The sequence below is a fragment of the Photorhabdus akhurstii genome (assembly GCF_018448925.1).
Lineage (GTDB): Bacteria > Pseudomonadota > Gammaproteobacteria > Enterobacterales > Enterobacteriaceae > Photorhabdus > Photorhabdus akhurstii.
Genome location: NZ_RCWE01000023.1, coordinates 1 through 18,531, shown reverse-complemented (window position 1 = coordinate 18,531; position 18,531 = coordinate 1). Strand labels below are relative to the sequence as shown.

The following is an 18,531-nucleotide window of genomic DNA, read 5'->3' as shown; positions in this document are numbered from 1 at the left end:
ACGGGTTTTAGTAGTTAAGCGGATTCAGCCATATCTTTAAGATATTGGAAAATCTGACGATAAGATTTAGGTGGCTTATTTGCCGCCTTTTCTTTTTTGGCGTTGCGGATCAAAGTACGCAATTGCTGGCGATCGGTTTGTGGGAATAACGCCACCACTTCATCAATAACCTCGTCATTGCCATCAATCAATTTATCGCGTAATTCTTCCAGTTTATGGAACAGAGTGATTTGCTGATTATGACGATTTTTCAGTTTATCAAGCGCGGTGGTAATTGGCTCGACATCCCGGGTACGTAGCAGTTTGCCAATAAATTGTAATTGGCGGCGGCGCCCCTCTCTTTTTATCTTCTGTGCAAGTTCAATGGCGGCCAGCAGATCCTCATCTAACGGAACGCGTTCAAGCGCACTTTTGCTGAGCTCAACCAATTCTGTACCCAGCTTTTTCAATGCTTCGGCATCACGTTTAATTTCGCTTTTACTGACCCAAATTATCTCTTCTTCTTCCTCTTCAGCAGGATAATCATTGAGCCAATCTTCAGGCTGCTTTGCCATAGTGGTTTTCCTTTTAAAAAGGCCGGAGCTGGCAGGTTGATTTTTGGTGCATGACCTGTAGCCCGGTGGGTGTTAACATCCTAATATTGTGTATTGTAACTGGGAAAAACGTCTGATTACCACTCGGCATTGACTGTGTGGATAAAACGGCCCTGTTTTCCCGACAGATTTTCCCTTTATTCATCAAATTACGGGTAATTAATGAAAATCACGGATCAAATTGCGGAACAACGCAAACAACTGGAAAATGCAGTTTCACAGGCACTAGAGCTGGCAAAAGCGGGTTGTGATGCTGCGGAGGTTGCGGTTAATAAAACAACGGGTATTAGTGTCAGCACCCGCTTTGGTGAAATAGAAAATGTAGAATTCAATAGTGATGGCGCATTGGGGATTACCGTCTACCATCAGCAACGTAAAGGTAGCGCATCATCAACAGATTTAAGCCCGGATGCTATTGCTCGTACTGTTCAGGCTGCGATTGATATCGCTCGTTATACCTCTCAGGACCCCTGTGCTGGCCCGGCAGATAAAACGCTATTGGCGTTTGAAGCGCCAGATCTTGAGCTGTTCCATCCAACAGAATTGGATGCTGATAACGCGATTGAACTAGCCGCTCGTGCAGAACAAGCTGCATTACAGGCAGATAAGCGTATTACCAATACCGAAGGCGGCAGTTTTAATAGTCATTATGGCATCAGAGTGTTTGGTAACAGCCACGGTATGTTGCAAAGCTATTGCTCCAGTCGTCATTCTATGTCGAGTTGTGTGATTGCTGAACTTGATGGCGATATGGAACGGGACTATGCATATACCATTAGTCGTCGTTTTGAAGATTTAAAATCGCCAGAATGGGTTGGGCAGGAGTGTGCTCGCCGTGCGTTATCTCGTTTGTCGCCACGTAAATTGCCGACCATGAAAGCGCCGGTGTTGTTTGCCGCGGAGGTTGCAACGGGCCTTTTCGGTCATCTGGTCGGTGCTATCAGTGGTAGCAGTATTTACCGGAAATCCTCTTTCTTGCTTGATCATCTGGGCAAACAAATTCTGCCATCATGGCTGACAATTGAAGAACGGCCACATTTACCGGCAGGTTTAGCATCTTCTCCATTTGATAGCGAAGGTGTTTCCACCAATAATCGGGACATCATTAAGGATGGGGTATTACAGACTTGGCTTCTGACAAGTTATTCTGCCCGTAAGCTAGGAATGGCAAGTACCGGCCATGCAGGTGGAATTCATAACTGGTGCATTGCAGGGCAAGGTCAGGATTTCGCAGGTTTGCTGCGTCAGATGGGAACAGGGTTAGTCGTCACTGAACTGATGGGGCAGGGAGTCAGTGCAGTAACCGGCGACTATTCCCGTGGCGCCGCTGGTTTTTGGGTAGAAAATGGCGAGATTCAGTATCCTGTCAGTGAGATTACTATTGCGGGCAATCTAAAGGATATGTGGGCCAATATGGTTACTATCGGGAATGATATTGAAACTCGCAGTAATATCCAGTGCGGTTCAATCTTACTACCGGAAATGAGTATCGCTGGTCAATAAGAGATACTCGTTTCCGATTATTTTAGTCAGCCCGGACAAATGGGCTGGCTGAATTAACGGTGGAGCTCACCGGCAGCTTCTGGTTGGTAAAGCAATTCTAATACTTTGACTCGGGTTTCTTCGCCGTTTGGCAATGCCCAACTGATTTCGTCGCCGATACGAAGGCCCAATAATGCAGCCCCTAAAGGAGCCATAACAGAAAGCTGATCTGAACTGTCTTGCAGTGACGCTGGATAAACTAAAGTACGTACCCGCTCTTCATTGCTTGTCAGGTCAAGAAAACGAACCCGGCTGTTCATTGTTACAACATCTGATGGAATTTCTGCTGGAGGTACAATCTCTGCACGATCCAGCTCCTCATTCAAAGCGTCAGCGATACTAGTATCTGCAAACGCTGGCTGTTCCAACAGGGAATCTAAACGTTCTGCGTCTAATTCGTTGATGATAATTGCTGGTTTAGTCATACCACACTCCAAATGGACTCCAACACAAAATAACACCCCGCACCATGAGGAGGGGGGTGTTATTTAAAATGATTAACCTGATAGTAGGCTGTTCTTACTGGAAAAGAAAGAGATCATGATCACGAACTGTTTTGTGTTGCTAATGAAAACAGTAAAGGACATGATAATCCACAGGTGAGTGAGCAACGTTATTCTTCGTCAAATCCCGAATTAAATAGATTAATAATGGCTGCAAGAGCCTGTTCTTCATCTGGGCCGCTGGCTTCAACTTCAATATAGCTGCCTTTTTCTGAATCCAGCATCAGCATAGCAATTACACTGCTAGCTTCGGCTTCAACATGGCTATCATTGCGTAAAACAACATGAGACTCAAAGAGCTGTACTAAATCATACAGCTTCATTGCTGGCCGGGCGTGCATTCCCAGCCGATTTTTGATTTCAAGCCTCTGCTTGACTGTCATTATTTATTTTCGCTTTTCGAGAGTACGGTGGCGCGACTGTACGTTTTTGCCTCGGGAGCGAAAATAATCGGCCAACTGTTCTGCCACGTAAACGGAACGATGTTTACCGCCGGTACAGCCAATAGCCACGGTCAGATAGCTGCGGTTATTGGTTTCAAGCATAGGTAGCCAGAGTTCAAGATAACTGCGGGTTTGATAGATAAAGTTATGCACTTCCGTATGACGGTCGAGGAAAGCGGCTACGGGACGATCAAGGCCGGTCATTGGCCGTAATTTAGGGTCCCAGTGTGGGTTTGGTAAGAAACGTACGTCAAAAACATAGTCGGCATCAATTGGAATGCCATGCTTGAAGCCGAAAGACTCAAACACCATTGTCAACTCACGTTCCCGTTTGCCTAGCAGACGCGTTCTTAGCATCTCAGCCAATTCATGAACTGACATTTCGGAAGTGTCGATAATCAGATCTGCTCTTGAACGAAGGGGTTCCAGCAGATCACTTTCTTGATCAATCGCGCTTTCCAGAGAAAGATTTTTGCTTGATAGCGGATGCAGACGGCGGGTGTCGCTATAACGGCGGATCAATGTGTTACGGTCAGCGTCAAGAAACAGTAATTGCGGTGAGAAACTCTCTGGTAGTTTAGTCAAGGCTTCTTCGAAAACCTCAGGGGATTCCGGCATGTTTCTTACATCAATACTCACCGCGGCGGAAATATCGCGGTCAGACAACGTATTTGCTAATTCCGGTAGTAATACTACCGGCAAGTTGTCTACACAATAAAAACCCATGTCTTCCAGTGCGCGCAAGGCAACGGATTTACCTGAACCGGAACGGCCACTGACTATCATCAGCACCATGAGGCGACTCCCCTTAATTTCTCAGTGGTTATTATGAGCCACTCTTATCTGTTGCTCTCCATGCACTGCAACAGTTATTCAGTGATAATTGAGTATAATTCTTCATCACTTTGTGCCGATCTTAAACGGCGGCAGAGGTTTTTATCTGCAAGACGTTTGGCGATCAATGACAATGTGTGTAAGTGCGTCTGGCATTGATCATTTGGAACCAGTAAAGCAAACAGCAAATCAACTGGTTGATTATCAATCGCATCAAAAGCAATGGGTTGTTCCAGATTTAGGAAAACGCCGACTGCTTGATCTGAGCTTTCTGCATCTAATTTACCGTGAGGGATAGCAATACCACTGCCAATTCCAGTAGTACCTACTTTTTCTCTGGTTAATATTGCTTCGAATACGACATTTTCTGGTAACTTAAGCTGCTGAGATGCTAGCTCACTGATAATCTCTAAAGCCCGTTTTTTGCTCGAACAATGTACATTATTGCGCGTACATGCGAGAGAAAGCACAGAACTTAGTAGTAAATCTGCTTGATTATTCATTTTTTCTATTCACTTAGGTGCCTCATTGATACCGGATGCCATAGAATATCTGTGACATCCGGTATTTGCGCACTGTTTTACAGCAATATTCTGCTGTTGTTACTACATTCTTTGTTAAATAACTGTTAATGATGTCTCAGTTTGTCTTTATGTTTGGTTAATTGACGCGCTAGTTTATCGACCAGTCCATCAATTGCTGCATACATATCTTCATGTTCTGATGATGCGTGCAACTCACCTCCGTTAATGTGTACAGTAGCTTCGGCGATTTGTTGTACCTTTTCCACTCGGAGGATTACCTGAGTCAGGTTGATCCTGTCGAAATATTGATCCAGCTTGCTGCATTTTGCAGTGATAATGTCGCGTAATGCATCAGTAATTTCAATATTGTGGCCGGTTATTTTGAGTTGCATATTGTCTTCCTTCTCTGTTCATTTCAAACCAGACGTTTACGTTGGTTTGATGGCGGAATGGATAACGACTCTCGATATTTTGTGACAGTCCGTCGGGCAACCATGATGCCTTGATCGGCTAGCATGCTCGTCAGTTTGCTGTCACTTAATGGTTTGGCGGGGTTTTCCGCTGCTACCAGTTTTTTCACCAAAGCCCGTATTGCAGTTGAAGAGGCTTCGCCTCCACTTTCTGTATTGACATGGCTGGAGAAAAAATACTTCAATTCAAAAATACCACGTGAGCTGTGCAGGAATTTTTGGGTAGTCACCCTGGAAATGGTGGATTCATGCATATCAACCTGGAAAGCAATGTCAGCTAAAACCATAGGTTTCATATGTTCTTCACCATGCTCAAAAAATTCCTGTTGCTGTTCTACAATGCAACGCGCAACTTTCAGCAGAGTATCATTCCGGCTTTCCAGGCTTTTGATAAGCCATCTAGCCTCTTGTAGGTTATTACGGATAAACTGACTGTCACTTTCATTGCGTGTATGTTGCCCAAGCTCTGCATAATGCTGATTAATGTGTAAACGGGGGATACTATCTGTATTTAATTCTACTTGCCAGTGTTCGCTCTCTTTTCGAACTAGTACATCGGGGATGACGTATTCAGATTCGCCGGTGTTTATTGCCAGACCGGGCTTTGGTTCAAGTGACTGGATTAAACTGATGACTTCTTTCAGAGTATCTTCTTTCAAATGACTCAGACGGATTAAATTGCGGAAATCCCGATGACCTAATAGCTCCAGATGTTCGCAAACGATCAGTTGCGCCTCTTTCAGATAAGGTGTTTCTGGCGGAAGCATTGATAGCTGGACCAGTAGACAATCTTTTAAATCACGAGCGGCGACACCGATAGGATCGAAATGTTGTATCTGTTTTAGCACCGCTTCTACTTCTGCCAGGGTGAGTTGATCGTCGCCAATGCTGGCAAGGATATCTTCTAATGGCACAGTGAGATAGCCAGTGTCATCTACGGCATCAATGATTGATGTCGCAATGGCCGCATCGGTTTCCGTGAAGGAGGTTAGCTCTGCCTGCCACATCAAGTAGTCTTGTAAGGTTTGAACGGTTTCACCTTGATAAAGCGGCAGTTCATCGTCGTTATAGTCGTTACGTGTCCCGGAAGGTGTGCCAGCGGTGTAAATTTCATCCCAACTGGCATCCAAGGGTAACTCGTCTGGCATATCCTTTTGTTGCAAGGCATCAAGCGTATCCATAGCTTCCGTTTCATTATCGGGAAGTTCCTGATTGCTGATTTCCTGATGATCTTCATCCTGTTCAAGCAAAGGGTTCATTTCTAGCGCTTGTTGTATTTCCTGCTGGAGTTCAAGCGTAGAAAGTTGCAACAAACGAATAGCTTGTTGGAGCTGTGGTGTCATAGCCAGTTGCTGACTAAGCCTGAGTTGCAAACTTTGCTTCATAGCGTTAAATCAATTCTCCTGGCTAATTAGAGCCGGAAACCTTCGCCTAAATAAACGCGCTTCACCTGTTCATTATTAAGAATATCATTAGGTGTGCCGTGAGCAATCAGATGCCCTTGGCTGACAATATAAGCACGTTCGCATACATCCAATGTTTCACGGACATTGTGGTCTGTGATAAGGACCCCTAGCCCATAATCTCTCAAATGCTGAATGATCTTCTTGATATCGATGACCGAGATAGGATCTACGCCGGCAAAAGGCTCATCCAGCAAAATAAATTTAGGATTGGCTGCGAGCGCTCTGGCAATCTCTACGCGGCGGCGTTCACCTCCAGAAAGCGATTGACCAAGACTGTCACGTAGATGGCTGATATGGAACTCTTCCATCAGCTCTTCGGCACGTTCTTTTCGTTGCTCTTGAGTTAGATCCCGGCGGATCTCCAATACAGCCATCAGGTTGTCGAATACGCTTAGGCGACGGAAAATAGAAGCTTCCTGAGGCAAATAACCAATACCACGGCGTGCCCGTTCATGAAGCGGCAATAGGCTGATATCTTCATTATCAATGGTGATTGTCCCGGCATCCCGTGAAACGATACCGACGACCATATAGAAAGTCGTCGTTTTCCCGGCACCGTTCGGACCAAGCAGGCCAACAATTTCGCCGGAATTTACATTTAGGCTGACATTTTCAACGACCTTACGGCCTTTGTAAGCTTTTGCCAGGTTTTCTGCGTTTAGTATTGCCATATATCGTTATTTACTCTTGTTGTTAGCCCCAGGGCCTTCTTCTTGTAACTGAGAAGGGAGTAGGACGGTGGTCACTCGTTTACCTTTATCACTAAACGCTTCCATCTGCTGAGTTGGGACTAGATAGGTGATACGATCGCCTTTTATATTGCTGTCTAGCTGTTCCAAATAGGCATTGCCAGTCAGTGTAACCAGCTCTTTATCCATTTCGTAACGCATTTTGGAACCGCGGCCCTTGATTGGTTTGCCATTGTCCTGTAGCTGATAGAAAGTGACTGGATTACCAAATGCCTCAATAATCATTTTCTTAGAGTCGCCGTCTGGACGAGTTACAACAACTTTGTCAGCGCGGATATCGATAGAACCTTGTTTAACGATCACATCTTCTGTAAATGTGGCAGTGTTCCCTGTCATGTCAAGGGCTTGTTTAACAGAATCGATAGAAATAGGTTTCTGGGTGTCATCTTTCAGTGCCAGAGCAGGAAGGCTGACTGCAAAGATGGCGCTGGCAATAAAAGCATTACGGATTCTGTTTTTCATGTTGGATTTCATAGTAGGTGTTAACCTTTTCAATCAGTTCAGCGGTTTTATTCCGCAGATTGCCACGCATTTTCATACCGACGGATTTTAGCCCGACACCAATCAGTGTGACCTGATCGTCAGATGAAACATCCTGAGTTACCAGGTTGATAATAGCGTTATCTGTGGTAATACGTTGTAATTGTGACGTATTAGTCAGACTGTCAACCTGTACGTCGCCGTAAAGATAGAGCATTCTGTCATTAGTCAGTTTGGCTTTGTTAGCACGAACTGTCCATGTAGCAATGGCGTTTGAGTCATAAGTAATTAACACTGGTTTGGTAAACCAGGTAAGTTTTGACTCTGCATAATTTTGGACGTCATCAGCGACCAGTTTATACGTCAGTTTCCCCGTAGGGTCATAAACAAAAGTTATGGTATCCTGACTTTGATAGGTTGGCTGACTGTTATCTGTAGCAGAAGATGATTTAGTCTCATCTGAATCAGACAAGTTCCAGCCAATTAATGCCAGGATGATTAATACCAGAGTTATCACCAACCAGGATTTGATTCTATCCATTCTCGTTTCACTTCAACCTACTATATTGATAATCCTTTGGCCTCTTCCAGCTTATTCTGAGCAAAAAGCACCAAATCACAAAGTTCCCTTACCGCACCGCGTCCCCCGGCAATTTGGGTGACATAATGCGCTTTTGGTAAGAGTAGAGGATGTGCATCTGCCACAGCGACAGATAACCCCACTTGTTCCATGACCGGCCAATCAATCAGATCATCACCGATGTAAGCAACCTGTTCTGGTTTTAATCCCAGTTTATCTAACAATTCTTTGTACGCCAAAACCTTATCACTCTGTCCTTGGTAAAGATGTGTAATCCCTAGTGTGTTTGCTCGATCTTCCAGCAATTTCGCTGTACGGCCGGTAATAATAGCGACTTCGATACCTGAAGTAATTAAGCAGCGAATTCCGTAACCATCTCGAACATTAAATGTTTTTAACTCTTCACCGTTATTGCCCATATATATCAGGCCATCGGACAGAACACCGTCAACGTCGCAAATCAACAAGCGGATTTTACGGGCTTTTTCAATAACATCTTTACTAACTGGACCATAACAGGTGTCCAAATAAACTAATTGGCTCATTAGGGCGTTTTCTCCGGTTAAACCACACCAGCTTGTAGCAGGTCATGCATATGTAATACCCCAAGCAATTTATTTTCCTCTGCGACCAGTAAGGAGGTGATATGGTGTGACTGCATTAGATTCAATGCATCAACTGCAAGGGCATGCGGTTTGATACGGATACCACCTGTTGTCATAACATCTGAAATTTTGACATTGTACAAATCGACTCCCATATCAAACACTCGCCGCAAGTCACCGTCAGTAAAAATACCATCAATATACATATTTTCATCGCAAATGACGGTCATACCTAATTTTTGCCGGGTGATTTCGAGTAATGCTTCCCGTAAGGACGCATCACGATGAACCTTTGGAATATTATCGCCTGTATTCATCAAATCACTCACCAGTAGCAAAAGTTTGCGTCCAAGAGTGCCGCCTGGATGTGATAGGGCGAAATCTTCAGCGGTAAAGCCGCGTGCCTGGAGCAATGCGACCGCTAAAGCATCGCCCATAACCAGAGTTGCAGTGGTACTGGTTGTAGGAGCTAAACCTAGCGGACAGGCTTCCTGTGGAACTTTGATACACAGGTGGATATCCGCGGCTTTCCCCATACTACTGTGGTAATTATTAGTCATGCAGATAAGCGGAATTTTTTGGCGTTTTAATGCCGGGATCAGTGACAAAATTTCACTGGACTCACCAGAATTTGAGATAGCTAAAACAATATCTTTAGGTGTAATCATGCCGAGGTCGCCGTGGCTGGCTTCTCCCGGATGAACGAAAAAGGATGGAGTACCGGTGCTGGCGAAAGTTGCAGCAATTTTACACCCAATGTGGCCGGATTTGCCCATCCCCATGACAATCACTTTACCTTCGCAGTTGAACATCAGTTCACAGGTACGGGCAAAATCTTCATTAATATATTGTTCAAGTTCTGCCAATCCATCACGTTCTATATCTAATACTTTTTTACCCGCTTGCTGAAAATCAATCTTAGGCATTTCTTTTTCCTACTTATTCGTGTTTATTCAATGCTGTAATCGGAAATAAACAGTACGATAAAATAAGCGATAAAGCAGCTTAATAACAAGACACCTTTAAATCGGTTTAATCGATGTTTACGACCCAAACAAAATGCAGTAAATATTGTGCTGGCTACCATCATTACCCAAAAGTCACGATGGAAAGATTCAGGCGAAATAGCTGCTGGTGAGAGTAATGCGGGAAGGCCCAAAACAATTGATATATTGAATATATTTGAACCTATAATATTCCCGAATGCAATGTCATCTTCGCCTTTGAATGCGGCGGCGATCGAGGTTGCTAATTCTGGCAGGCTGGTACCGACCGCAAGTACAGTAAGCCCGATAACTAATTCACTAATACCATAAATGCGGGCAATAACAGTTGCATTATCAATGACCATGCGAGTTGCCATAGGTAAAATAAGTAACCCTAATAGAATCCAAAGTAGGGCAATGTGTTTATTGCCTTCTACCGGTAATTCGGCGGCCTGTTCCTGCGTGTAAATATCCGTTTCGGCACGGCGTGGTAGAGCAACCATTTTGATCATCAGGAAAATATACACTATGGCGGAAGTGAGCAATACCAATCCATCCATCCGGCTGAGATAGTTATCACTCATCAAATAACCACAGAAGGCGGTGAGCAGCAGCATCAACAGCAGCTCCTGCCGCAGAATATCTGATTTAACTACCATTGGGCGAATAAATGCGGCAGCACCGGTTATCAGCAGCAGATTAGTAATGTTGGAACCAATAACATTACCCACCGCCATATCAGGTTGACTATCCAGCATTGTAGTAACTGAAACCATTAATTCGGGCAGGGAAGTTCCAATGCCAACAATGGTAATACCAATAATAAATGGAGGCAGCCCCAGAGTACGGGCAAAAATTGCAGCACCATATACTAATCTATCGGAACCATATACCAGTAAAATCAATCCGGTAATTAAAAGTAAAAAGGTCAGAAGCATGAAGCGTCCCTTGTAAGGTATATTCCGAATTAATGTTAACGCTGGTTGATTTTCTAAACAAAAATTGCCTGCCCAGTTAGATGGGGTATATTCTGACGGCGGCGGATAGAAAAGTAAAATTTGTCATCACATTAATGGCGAAAATTCTCCAGTTTTTTTGTAGTATATGTGATTAATATGTGAACCAAATATTAAAGCCAATTTATTAACCGTTAAGGGCTATCAATAATGAACCAACAGACAGCAAATCTCATCGAGATCCGTGGTATGTATTTTACCCGTGGTAACCGTTCGATTTTTGCTGATATTAATCTAGTTGTGCCTAGAGGGAAAGTCACTGCAATTATGGGGCCTTCTGGGATAGGGAAAACGACACTATTACGATTGATTGGCGGTCAGTTACGTCCTGAACGCGGAGAAATCTGGTTTGATGGCGACAATATTCCTGCTTTATCCCGTTCGCGCTTGTATGTTGCTCGCAAGAAGATGAGTATGCTGTTTCAATCTGGGGCATTATTTACTGATCTCAGTGTCTTTGAGAACGTCGCTTTTCCGCTGCGTGAACATACGAACCTGCCTGAGGAAATTATACAGACTACTGTAATGATGAAATTAGAGGCTGTAGGGTTACGTGGCGCCGCCAATTTGATGCCTTCCGAACTTTCCGGTGGTATGGCAAGGCGAGCGGCTCTGGCTCGTGCGATTGCACTTGATCCTGATCTGATTATGTTTGATGAGCCTTTTGTTGGCCAGGACCCAATTACGATGGGGGTTTTGGTGAAGTTGATTGATGAACTGAATAAGGCGCTTGGTGTGACTTGTGTAGTGGTTTCCCACGATGTACCGGAAGTTCTGAGCATTGCAGATTACGCTTATATTATCGCTGAACAACAGGTTATTGCTGAGGGTACTGCGCAGCAGTTGCGGTCTAATTCTGATAGACGAGTACGGCAATTTCTTGATGGTATTGCTGACGGGCCGGTACCTTTCCGTTTCCCGGCCGGGGATTATAAAACTGAGTTATTAGGATAATGGGATGTTAATGTTAACACAGGCGCTGGCGGCACTTGGCCGACGGGCCATTGAGGTATTTGCCTCTTTTGGCCGTGCTGGTTTTGTGCTTTTCCGCGCGATAATTGGCAGGCCGGAACCCGCCAAACAATGGCCGTTACTCCGACAGCAACTTTACAGCGTGGGTGTTCGGTCATTGTTGATTATTATCGTTTCGGGTCTGTTTATTGGCATGGTGCTTGGCCTACAGGGGTATCTGGTACTGACGACATACAGCGCAGAAGCCAGTCTTGGTATGATGGTGGCGATATCTCTGTTGCGTGAATTGGGGCCGGTGGTCACGGCACTGTTGTTTGCTGGCCGTGCCGGATCAGCCTTGACCGCAGAAATCGGTTTGATGAAAGCCACGGAACAAATTTCCAGCCTGGAGATGATGGCGGTAGATCCATTACGGCGAGTGATAGCTCCCCGTTTCTGGGCTGGGTTTATCAGTATGCCGCTATTATCCTTGATTTTTGTGGCGGTAGGCATTTGGGGAGGAGCGATAGTTGGTGTTGATTGGAAGGGGATTGACAGTGGCTTCTTCTGGTCTTCAATGCAGTCTGCTATCGAGTGGCAGAAAGATTTGCTGAATTGTTTTATTAAAAGTGTCGTTTTCGCCATTACTGTGACCTGGATCGCTCTATTCAATGGTTATGATGCGATCCCTACTTCGGAAGGGATCAGCCGAGCAACGACCAGAACGGTGGTTCATGCGTCGTTAGCAGTTTTAGGTTTGGATTTTGTGCTGACAGCACTTATGTTCGGGAACTAAGTCAATGCAAAGCAAGAAAAGTGAAATTTGGGTTGGATTTTTTGTCTTGATTGCACTGGCTGCAATCATCTTTTTATGCCTAAAAGTGGCAGACATTAAATCGGTAGGCAACCAGCCAACTTACCGTTTGTACGCAACTTTTGACAATATCGGTGGTCTGAAAGCGCGCTCACCGGTAAAAATTGGGGGGGTGGTGATTGGCCGAGTTGCAAATATCTCTCTTGATGAAAAGACTTATACGCCGCAAGTGGCACTGGATATTATGAAGCAGTATGACCGTATCCCTGATACCAGTTCTCTTTCCATCCGTACCTCTGGCCTATTAGGTGAACAATATATTGCCCTGAATATAGGGTTTGAAGATCCCGATATGGACACCCGTATTCTGAAAGAGGGTGATCGCGTACAGGATACCAAATCAGCAATGGTACTTGAGGATCTTATCGGCCAGTTCTTGTATAAGAGTGGCGATAATGCCCAAAGTGGGGCAGAGCACACGCCGACACCCTAGCCAGCAACTGAATATCATTAAGAGGAACCAATTATGTTGAAGAGATTATTAATGGTGGCGCTATTGGTTATTGCGCCATTAGCGAGCGCGGTTGATCAAACGAACCCTTATAAGCTGATGCAGGATGCGGCGGAAAAGACTTTCACTCGTTTGAAAAATAGCCAATCACAAATTCGTCAAAATCCAGATTATCTGCGTCAAGTAGTGAAAGAAGAACTACTGCCCTATGTCCACATCAAATATGCCGGCGCGTTAGTTCTGGGGAAATACTATAAAGACACGACTCCAGAGCAGCGCAAGGCTTATTTTGCTGCATTTGAATCTTATCTTGAGCAGGCTTATGGGCAGGCTTTGGCAATGTATCACAATCAAACTTACCAGATTGACACTGAAAAGCCGTTGGGGGACAGCAATGTTGTTGCTATTCGTGTCAATATTATCGATCCGAATGGCCGTCCTCCTGTCCGTCTTGATTTCCAGTGGCGCAAAAACAGCAAAACTGGCGACTGGCAGGCATTCGATATGATTGCTGAGGGCGTCAGTATGATCACGACTAAACAGGGTGAATGGGCTTCTATCTTGCGTCAGCAAGGTGTTGAGGGACTGACTAAGCAGCTTAAAATCAGCGCCCGTCAGCCAATCACACTGGAAGAGAAAAAATAAGATGGGTGAGAGTCTGATCTGGGAAAAAACAGGGCAAACACTGATTCTCAAGGGCACTTTGGATCGTGATAGTTTGCTTCCTCTCTGGCAGCAAAAAGAGAAATTATTGGCTGATATTGACAGCATCAATGTGTCACAACTTGAATATGTGGATTCTACCGGGTTAGCTCTTTTAGTTCGTTTCAAACATCATATGCAAAAGAGAGGGGATAAATTGCGCTTTTCTGGCATTGATGAACGGCTTAACACCCTGATTACGCTCTATGATCTGCAAGACATAATCATGGATAGCTAACCGATAATCTCATTAATTATCTGTACAATCAGCGCCCTTGTAAGCAGAAATGTTACAAGGGCGTTTTCATAGTTTAAGAATAAGCAGGATTCTATTAGGATAGACGGCTGACTATCATTTCTAACTACAGAACATTGAGCAATTATGGATACTAATGAGATTAAGCAAGTGCTGATGGATAAATTAGCACTGGATGAAGTCATCGTTAACGGAGATGGCAGCCATTTCCAAGTTATTGTGGTTGGTGAAATGTTTGCCGGTATGAGTCGGGTAAAACAGCAGCAAGCCGTTTATGCGCCTTTAATGGAATACATTGCTGATAATCGTATTCATGCCTTGTCAATTAAAGCCTACACACCGGATGATTGGAAACGGGATCGCAAGCTCAACGGTTTTTAATATTGTTTGCCTCGCCGCGAACAGCAAATCATATAAAGAGAGTCGTCACAGATGGATAAATTTCGTGTGAAAGGGCCCACTCGTCTGTCGGGTGAGGTTACTATTTCCGGGGCAAAAAACGCTGCATTGCCAATCCTGTTCGCCGCGTTGTTGGCTGAAGAGCCTGTTGAGTTGCAAAATGTTCCAGAATTGAAAGATATTGATACCACTATCAAATTATTGAATCGCCTTGGGACCAAAGTTGAACGTAATGGTTCTGTATTTGTGGATGCTCGCAGTGTGAATCAATATTGTGCGCCTTACGAGCTAGTGAAAACCATGCGTGCATCTATTTGGGCGTTAGGTCCTTTGGTGGCGCGTTTTGGTCAGGGACAAGTTTCTTTGCCGGGTGGTTGTGCGATTGGCGCCCGCCCGGTTGATCTGCATATCAGTGGTTTGGAACAGTTAGGTGCTGAAATTGTTCTGGAAGAGGGCTACGTCAAGGCTTCCGTTAATGGACGTCTGAAAGGGGCTTGCATTGTGATGGATAAAGTCAGCGTTGGAGCGACAGTCACGATTATGACCGCGGCAACGTTGGCAGAAGGGACAACAGTTATTGAGAACGCAGCACGTGAACCTGAAATCGAAGATACGGCTAATTTTCTCAATACCTTGGGTGCAAAAATTACAGGGGCGGGCACAGACCATATCACCATTGAAGGCGTAGAACGTCTAGGTGGTGGTGTATATCGTGTACTACCTGATCGGATTGAAACGGGGACATTTCTTGTTGCGGCGGCGATATCCGGTGGTAAAGTGGTTTGCCGTCATGCTCAGCCTAATACGCTGGATGCGGTATTGGCTAAATTACGTGAGGCGGGTGCTGATATTGAAATTGGTAAAGATTGGATAAGCCTCGATATGCACGGTAAACGCCCTAAAGCGGTGACATTACGTACTGCTCCGCACCCAGGTTTCCCGACTGACATGCAGGCACAGTTCAGCTTACTGAATTTGGTTGCGGAAGGTGCTGGGATGATCACCGAAACTATTTTCGAAAACCGTTTCATGCATATCCCTGAATTAATTCGGATGGGAGCTCATGCGGAAATTGAAAGTAACACCGTGCTTTGTCATGGTGTTAAAAAATTATCTGGTGCTCAGGTCATGGCGACGGATTTACGCGCATCGGCGAGCTTAGTTCTTGCGGGGTGTATTGCAGAAGGCGTGACGGTTGTTGACCGTATTTATCATATTGACCGGGGTTATGAACATATCGAAGATAAGCTGCGCGGACTTGGCGCAAACATTGAACGAGTGAAATCAACGGGAAAATAATTTTTTTTCTTATCTTTGGAAACAAGAAGCACTTACCCATTTCATCGCTTACGATTAAGGATGCCATCGGTAAGCTCCGGTCGGCGCTGGCTTACCGTGGGTATGCACCAAGGTAGATCATAAGAAGGCCGGAAGATCACACGGATCTTTCCGGCCCTATTTTTCACTTTAAACCTAGCATTTTTTTTAATCTTTGAAGAAAAGCCTTACAAGCAGCTTCTTCTTGGTTAAAATATTCTTCTCCAGATCGCTGACCACGCTCACTATAAAAGACAGACCACAATATACCGTCTTTTATCAAGCAAAGAGATTCATTCTCTATTGAATCAATAGAATAACTATCTTTAGGTATTTTCATAGAGGACAAAGTCCTAATTAAACTATTCTTATCCACATTTGTTACCTTTTTTGCCTGCTTCTATTAAATGACCAGAATCTAAATATTCTTGTACAGACTTTTCAAGTTTGTATTGCGTACCAAGCCCTATTTCTCCAAACCACGGAGCAATTTTGCTTTCTGATACATTAGAGATTGGTTTCATCACCTTATAAACAGAATATGGTTTCACTGTATCAGTTCCAGGTGGAAGAGCTCGCATAGAATATGGTGTACCAACAGGTGACGTATAATATCCTCCTGTATATCCATAGCGATCTATTATAGTTCCTGGTTCCAAAATCGTATTCTTTACAGGTCCAAATGCACCATCATTAGGAGGCCAATATAGTACTGGGAGGTTAGTCAGTCCCAAAGGATCTTAGGGACTATCCCGACGCCATCATACGGTTGAGCGAACTTTTCCCCTTGATTTAGCAGCCTTTTTCTCAGCCGCTTTTTCCCACCCTGTTAAAGAGCATATCAACTCGCCCCGACGGGCACTTGGCCGATTTTAGCTCACTTTTTCCCCGATGTCAGTGCCGGGTTTCCGCCCGTTTTTCTTGCCGCACCGGGTTTTCTCGATAACCCGTGGCCGCGGGGCAGCTTGCCTGCGCCGCTGACGCGGGTTAGCCGGCGAGGCCTGCAGGTGACGCTTTTCAGCGGGGAGCCCCCTGCTGTTTCAGAGAAAAAACAGAATAAAATAGCAAAAATATAGCCTATGTATATATTTACTATGAATCTTATATTTTCCTGTATTATTCCTTTGTTTATCTTCTTATTTATTTTATATTTTCGTGATTTTAATTTATATATTTAATATATAAGGTCAACCCTGTAAAATATTTATTTTAAGTATAAAAATAATAAAGCCGGAAAGAACACGGGAATCTTTCCGGCTTATTTTTAAATGCTACTAAATTCTATATTTTTAGAAGGAAAACCATCAGGGAATGACATGCATTTGACGTTTCTTGATAAAACACCTTCTAAAAAATCAATGAAATTTTCTTGCCTATATTCAACTTCTGGTGCCCTTGCTGCAATAATAGCGACATTCCATAAGTCACTATTATCTGACGATACAACCCAAAATATATAATCGCCGTTATCTGTAACTCCCATAGGAAGCAATCCATTAATATCGGGATAAAGAATAAACGGATAATAATCTGGATCAGATTCAACAAGGGACTGAAAATCTTCAATAATCCATTCTTTTTTCCTAAAAAAATTTAAATCATCATCTTCGCTAAATGGGTTAAATATAGTAATAAAATCAGCAATTCTACCTGTTCCATATTGGGTTATAAAATCAATATAGTCTTTAGGAAAAGAATACTGTTCATCTATTAACGGCCACGTTTTACCTTCACCATTTTCATTAGGATGAACAGGTAAGGGCAATAGATTCTTTAAGCTCTCTATACTCATTATTTATATTCCTAGAGGGTTAAGAACGGTGACATATTCAAAGAAGCCCCCTGAACCTTCGGCTTTCATTGTAATACCTGCTGGTATTCTGGATGGTCCCTTATAAATAGGAATAGAACTCATTTCAACAACTTCTCCTTGTTCTAAGGCTTTTCTTATTCTACCTTCGACTCCACTCATGACAGGAGTATTAGCAGGTCTTTGTTGAAGAGTAACCAGGTTCCTAACATCATCACCAGAACCACCTAATTGTCGTCCGAGCAAATGGCCCCTAGCTCTGTTAGAACCTTTTCCTGTAATAAATCCTGGCGGCTGTATATCGGGATTAGCGTGCGTACCCATATTAATATGACCTTTATCTAAAGTGGCATGAACTCCTGTAGGGCGCCCTAAATGATCTAATTCGCCATATTTAATACTATTAGGACATCCCGTCAATCCGAGCGGATCGATCCAACCCGTCGGATTATGCACGTAACTGTAAGGATTTACTCCTCCTGCTAACCCCAAAGGGTCTTAGGGACTATCCCGACGCCATCATACGATTGAGCGAACCTTTCCCCCTGATTTAGCAGCCTTTTTCTCTGCCGCTTTTTCCCACCCTGTTAAAGAGCATATCAACTCGCCCCGACGGGCACTTGGCCGATTTTAGCTCACTTTTTCCCCGATGTCATAACCGGGTTTCCGCCCGTTTTTCCTGCCGCACCGGGTTTTCTCGATAACCCGTGGCCGCGGGGCAGCTTGCCTGCGCCGCTGACGCGGGTTGGCCGGGTGCGGGCCGGCGAGGCCCGCAGGTGACGCTTTTCAGCGGGGAGCCCCCGTTCGCGGGGGCGGACGGGGCGGAGATGGCGAGTACGGAGACGAGCGAGGAGCCTGCGACTGCGAGCCGGACGCAGCCAGCGCAGCAGGGTTGGGCGGGGGCAATAAACCGCGGCCAGCTTGCTGGCCTGCCTTCAGGGCGGTTGACCCTGACGGACTGACCGGCAACGGGTTAAGGC

Annotated in this window: 25 protein-coding genes; 8 read left to right on the top strand and 17 right to left on the bottom strand. The window is 44.6% G+C overall.

Translation table 11 applies throughout. From position 1 onward, the window contains the following. Positions 1–14 precede the first annotated feature (14 nt). A complete protein-coding gene (gene yjgA, locus EAE93_RS18795; protein ID WP_036775995.1) occupies positions 15–554 on the bottom strand; it encodes a ribosome biogenesis factor YjgA in 540 nt (179 codons plus the stop codon). Positions 555–755: 201 nt separating this feature from the next. On the opposite strand from yjgA, the gene pmbA reads away from it, so the two are divergent. Further along, a complete protein-coding gene (gene pmbA / locus EAE93_RS18790; RefSeq protein ID WP_214040300.1) occupies positions 756–2,096 on the top strand; it encodes a metalloprotease PmbA in 1,341 nt (446 codons plus the stop codon). A gap of 53 nt (positions 2,097–2,149) precedes the next feature. Here the strand turns inward: pmbA and rnk are convergent, their stop codons facing one another. The 12 genes from rnk to EAE93_RS18730 form a co-directional block, all read right to left on the bottom strand. Then, on the bottom strand, positions 2,150–2,560 hold the full coding sequence (gene rnk, locus EAE93_RS18785) for a nucleoside diphosphate kinase regulator (protein WP_036775993.1): 411 nt from the start codon (positions 2,558–2,560) through the stop codon (positions 2,150–2,152). A gap of 188 nt (positions 2,561–2,748) precedes the next feature. Beyond that, entirely contained in the window at positions 2,749–3,021 is a 273-nt protein-coding gene (npr, locus tag EAE93_RS18780) for a PTS phosphocarrier protein NPr (protein ID WP_036809268.1), read from the bottom strand. A 3-nt stretch (positions 3,022–3,024) separates the two neighbouring features. Continuing rightward, entirely contained in the window at positions 3,025–3,876 is an 852-nt protein-coding gene (rapZ, locus tag EAE93_RS18775) for an RNase adapter RapZ (RefSeq protein WP_036809265.1), read from the bottom strand. A gap of 74 nt (positions 3,877–3,950) precedes the next feature. Then, positions 3,951–4,418: a PTS IIA-like nitrogen regulatory protein PtsN gene (gene ptsN, locus EAE93_RS18770; protein WP_036775990.1), complete on the bottom strand. Its 468-nt coding sequence runs from the start codon at positions 4,416–4,418 to the stop codon at positions 3,951–3,953. Positions 4,419–4,543: 125 nt separating this feature from the next. Further along, positions 4,544–4,831 (bottom strand): ribosome hibernation promoting factor, encoded by a 288-nt coding sequence (gene hpf / locus EAE93_RS18765; protein WP_036775988.1) that lies wholly within the window; start codon positions 4,829–4,831, stop codon positions 4,544–4,546. Positions 4,832–4,854: 23 nt separating this feature from the next. Continuing rightward, on the bottom strand, positions 4,855–6,294 hold the full coding sequence (gene rpoN / locus EAE93_RS18760) for an RNA polymerase factor sigma-54 (RefSeq protein ID WP_046395099.1): 1,440 nt from the start codon (positions 6,292–6,294) through the stop codon (positions 4,855–4,857). A 26-nt stretch (positions 6,295–6,320) separates the two neighbouring features. Continuing rightward, positions 6,321–7,046, bottom strand: a complete 726-nt coding sequence (gene lptB, locus EAE93_RS18755) for an LPS export ABC transporter ATP-binding protein (protein ID WP_036809259.1) — start codon at positions 7,044–7,046, stop codon at positions 6,321–6,323. A 6-nt stretch (positions 7,047–7,052) separates the two neighbouring features. Then, entirely contained in the window at positions 7,053–7,586 is a 534-nt protein-coding gene (gene lptA, locus EAE93_RS18750) for a lipopolysaccharide ABC transporter substrate-binding protein LptA (protein WP_036775984.1), read from the bottom strand. Then, positions 7,567–8,145: an LPS export ABC transporter periplasmic protein LptC gene (gene lptC, locus EAE93_RS18745; RefSeq protein WP_214040299.1), complete on the bottom strand. Its 579-nt coding sequence runs from the start codon at positions 8,143–8,145 to the stop codon at positions 7,567–7,569. Before lptC ends, lptA begins: the two co-directional genes overlap by 20 nt. Positions 8,146–8,165: 20 nt before the next feature. Next, positions 8,166–8,729: a 3-deoxy-manno-octulosonate-8-phosphatase KdsC gene (kdsC, locus tag EAE93_RS18740; protein WP_036809254.1), complete on the bottom strand. Its 564-nt coding sequence runs from the start codon at positions 8,727–8,729 to the stop codon at positions 8,166–8,168. Between the two features lie 17 nt (positions 8,730–8,746). After that, the gene (gene kdsD, locus EAE93_RS18735; RefSeq protein WP_036809253.1) at positions 8,747–9,715 is read right to left on the bottom strand and encodes an arabinose-5-phosphate isomerase KdsD; all 969 of its coding nucleotides are present in this window, start codon (positions 9,713–9,715) and stop codon (positions 8,747–8,749) included. A 23-nt stretch (positions 9,716–9,738) separates the two neighbouring features. Continuing rightward, positions 9,739–10,713 carry a calcium/sodium antiporter gene (locus tag EAE93_RS18730; RefSeq protein WP_110086381.1) on the bottom strand — a complete coding sequence of 325 codons (975 nt, stop codon included), beginning with the start codon at positions 10,711–10,713 and terminating at the stop codon, positions 9,739–9,741. 228 nt (positions 10,714–10,941) lie between these two features. On the opposite strand from EAE93_RS18730, the gene mlaF reads away from it, so the two are divergent. The 7 genes from mlaF to murA all read left to right on the top strand — a co-directional run bounded on the left by mlaF (position 10,942) and on the right by murA (position 15,723). Further along, positions 10,942–11,745: a phospholipid ABC transporter ATP-binding protein MlaF gene (gene mlaF / locus EAE93_RS18725; RefSeq protein WP_214040298.1), complete on the top strand. Its 804-nt coding sequence runs from the start codon at positions 10,942–10,944 to the stop codon at positions 11,743–11,745. 10 nt (positions 11,746–11,755) lie between these two features. Continuing rightward, positions 11,756–12,538: a lipid asymmetry maintenance ABC transporter permease subunit MlaE gene (gene mlaE, locus EAE93_RS18720; protein WP_214040328.1), complete on the top strand. Its 783-nt coding sequence runs from the start codon at positions 11,756–11,758 to the stop codon at positions 12,536–12,538. A 4-nt stretch (positions 12,539–12,542) separates the two neighbouring features. After that, on the top strand, positions 12,543–13,049 hold the full coding sequence (mlaD, locus tag EAE93_RS18715) for an outer membrane lipid asymmetry maintenance protein MlaD (protein WP_036809244.1): 507 nt from the start codon (positions 12,543–12,545) through the stop codon (positions 13,047–13,049). A gap of 33 nt (positions 13,050–13,082) precedes the next feature. After that, entirely contained in the window at positions 13,083–13,712 is a 630-nt protein-coding gene (mlaC, locus tag EAE93_RS18710) for a phospholipid-binding protein MlaC (protein ID WP_036809242.1), read from the top strand. A 1-nt stretch (position 13,713) separates the two neighbouring features. Further along, complete coding sequence (gene mlaB / locus EAE93_RS18705; protein WP_105394677.1) at positions 13,714–14,007, top strand: lipid asymmetry maintenance protein MlaB; 294 nt, start codon at positions 13,714–13,716, stop codon at positions 14,005–14,007. A gap of 144 nt (positions 14,008–14,151) precedes the next feature. Beyond that, positions 14,152–14,406 (top strand): BolA family iron metabolism protein IbaG, encoded by a 255-nt coding sequence (ibaG, locus tag EAE93_RS18700; protein ID WP_011148158.1) that lies wholly within the window; start codon positions 14,152–14,154, stop codon positions 14,404–14,406. A 51-nt stretch (positions 14,407–14,457) separates the two neighbouring features. Beyond that, entirely contained in the window at positions 14,458–15,723 is a 1,266-nt protein-coding gene (gene murA / locus EAE93_RS18695) for a UDP-N-acetylglucosamine 1-carboxyvinyltransferase (protein ID WP_105394678.1), read from the top strand. 163 nt (positions 15,724–15,886) lie between these two features. On the opposite strand, the gene EAE93_RS18690 is transcribed toward murA, so the two are convergent. From EAE93_RS18690 to EAE93_RS18675, 4 genes are all read right to left on the bottom strand, one after another. Further along, positions 15,887–16,117 (bottom strand): hypothetical protein, encoded by a 231-nt coding sequence (locus EAE93_RS18690; RefSeq protein ID WP_110086383.1) that lies wholly within the window; start codon positions 16,115–16,117, stop codon positions 15,887–15,889. Continuing rightward, the gene (locus tag EAE93_RS18685) at positions 16,110–16,400 is read right to left on the bottom strand and encodes a TNT domain-containing protein (protein ID WP_181148361.1); all 291 of its coding nucleotides are present in this window, start codon (positions 16,398–16,400) and stop codon (positions 16,110–16,112) included. The genes EAE93_RS18690 and EAE93_RS18685 overlap by 8 nt, the downstream gene beginning before the upstream one ends. Before the next feature lie 605 nt (positions 16,401–17,005). After that, positions 17,006–17,533, bottom strand: a complete 528-nt coding sequence (locus EAE93_RS18680) for an SMI1/KNR4 family protein (RefSeq protein WP_110086385.1) — start codon at positions 17,531–17,533, stop codon at positions 17,006–17,008. Between the two features lie 3 nt (positions 17,534–17,536). Then, positions 17,537–18,043: a DNA/RNA non-specific endonuclease gene (locus tag EAE93_RS18675; protein WP_214040297.1), complete on the bottom strand. Its 507-nt coding sequence runs from the start codon at positions 18,041–18,043 to the stop codon at positions 17,537–17,539. Positions 18,044–18,531 lie beyond the last annotated feature (488 nt).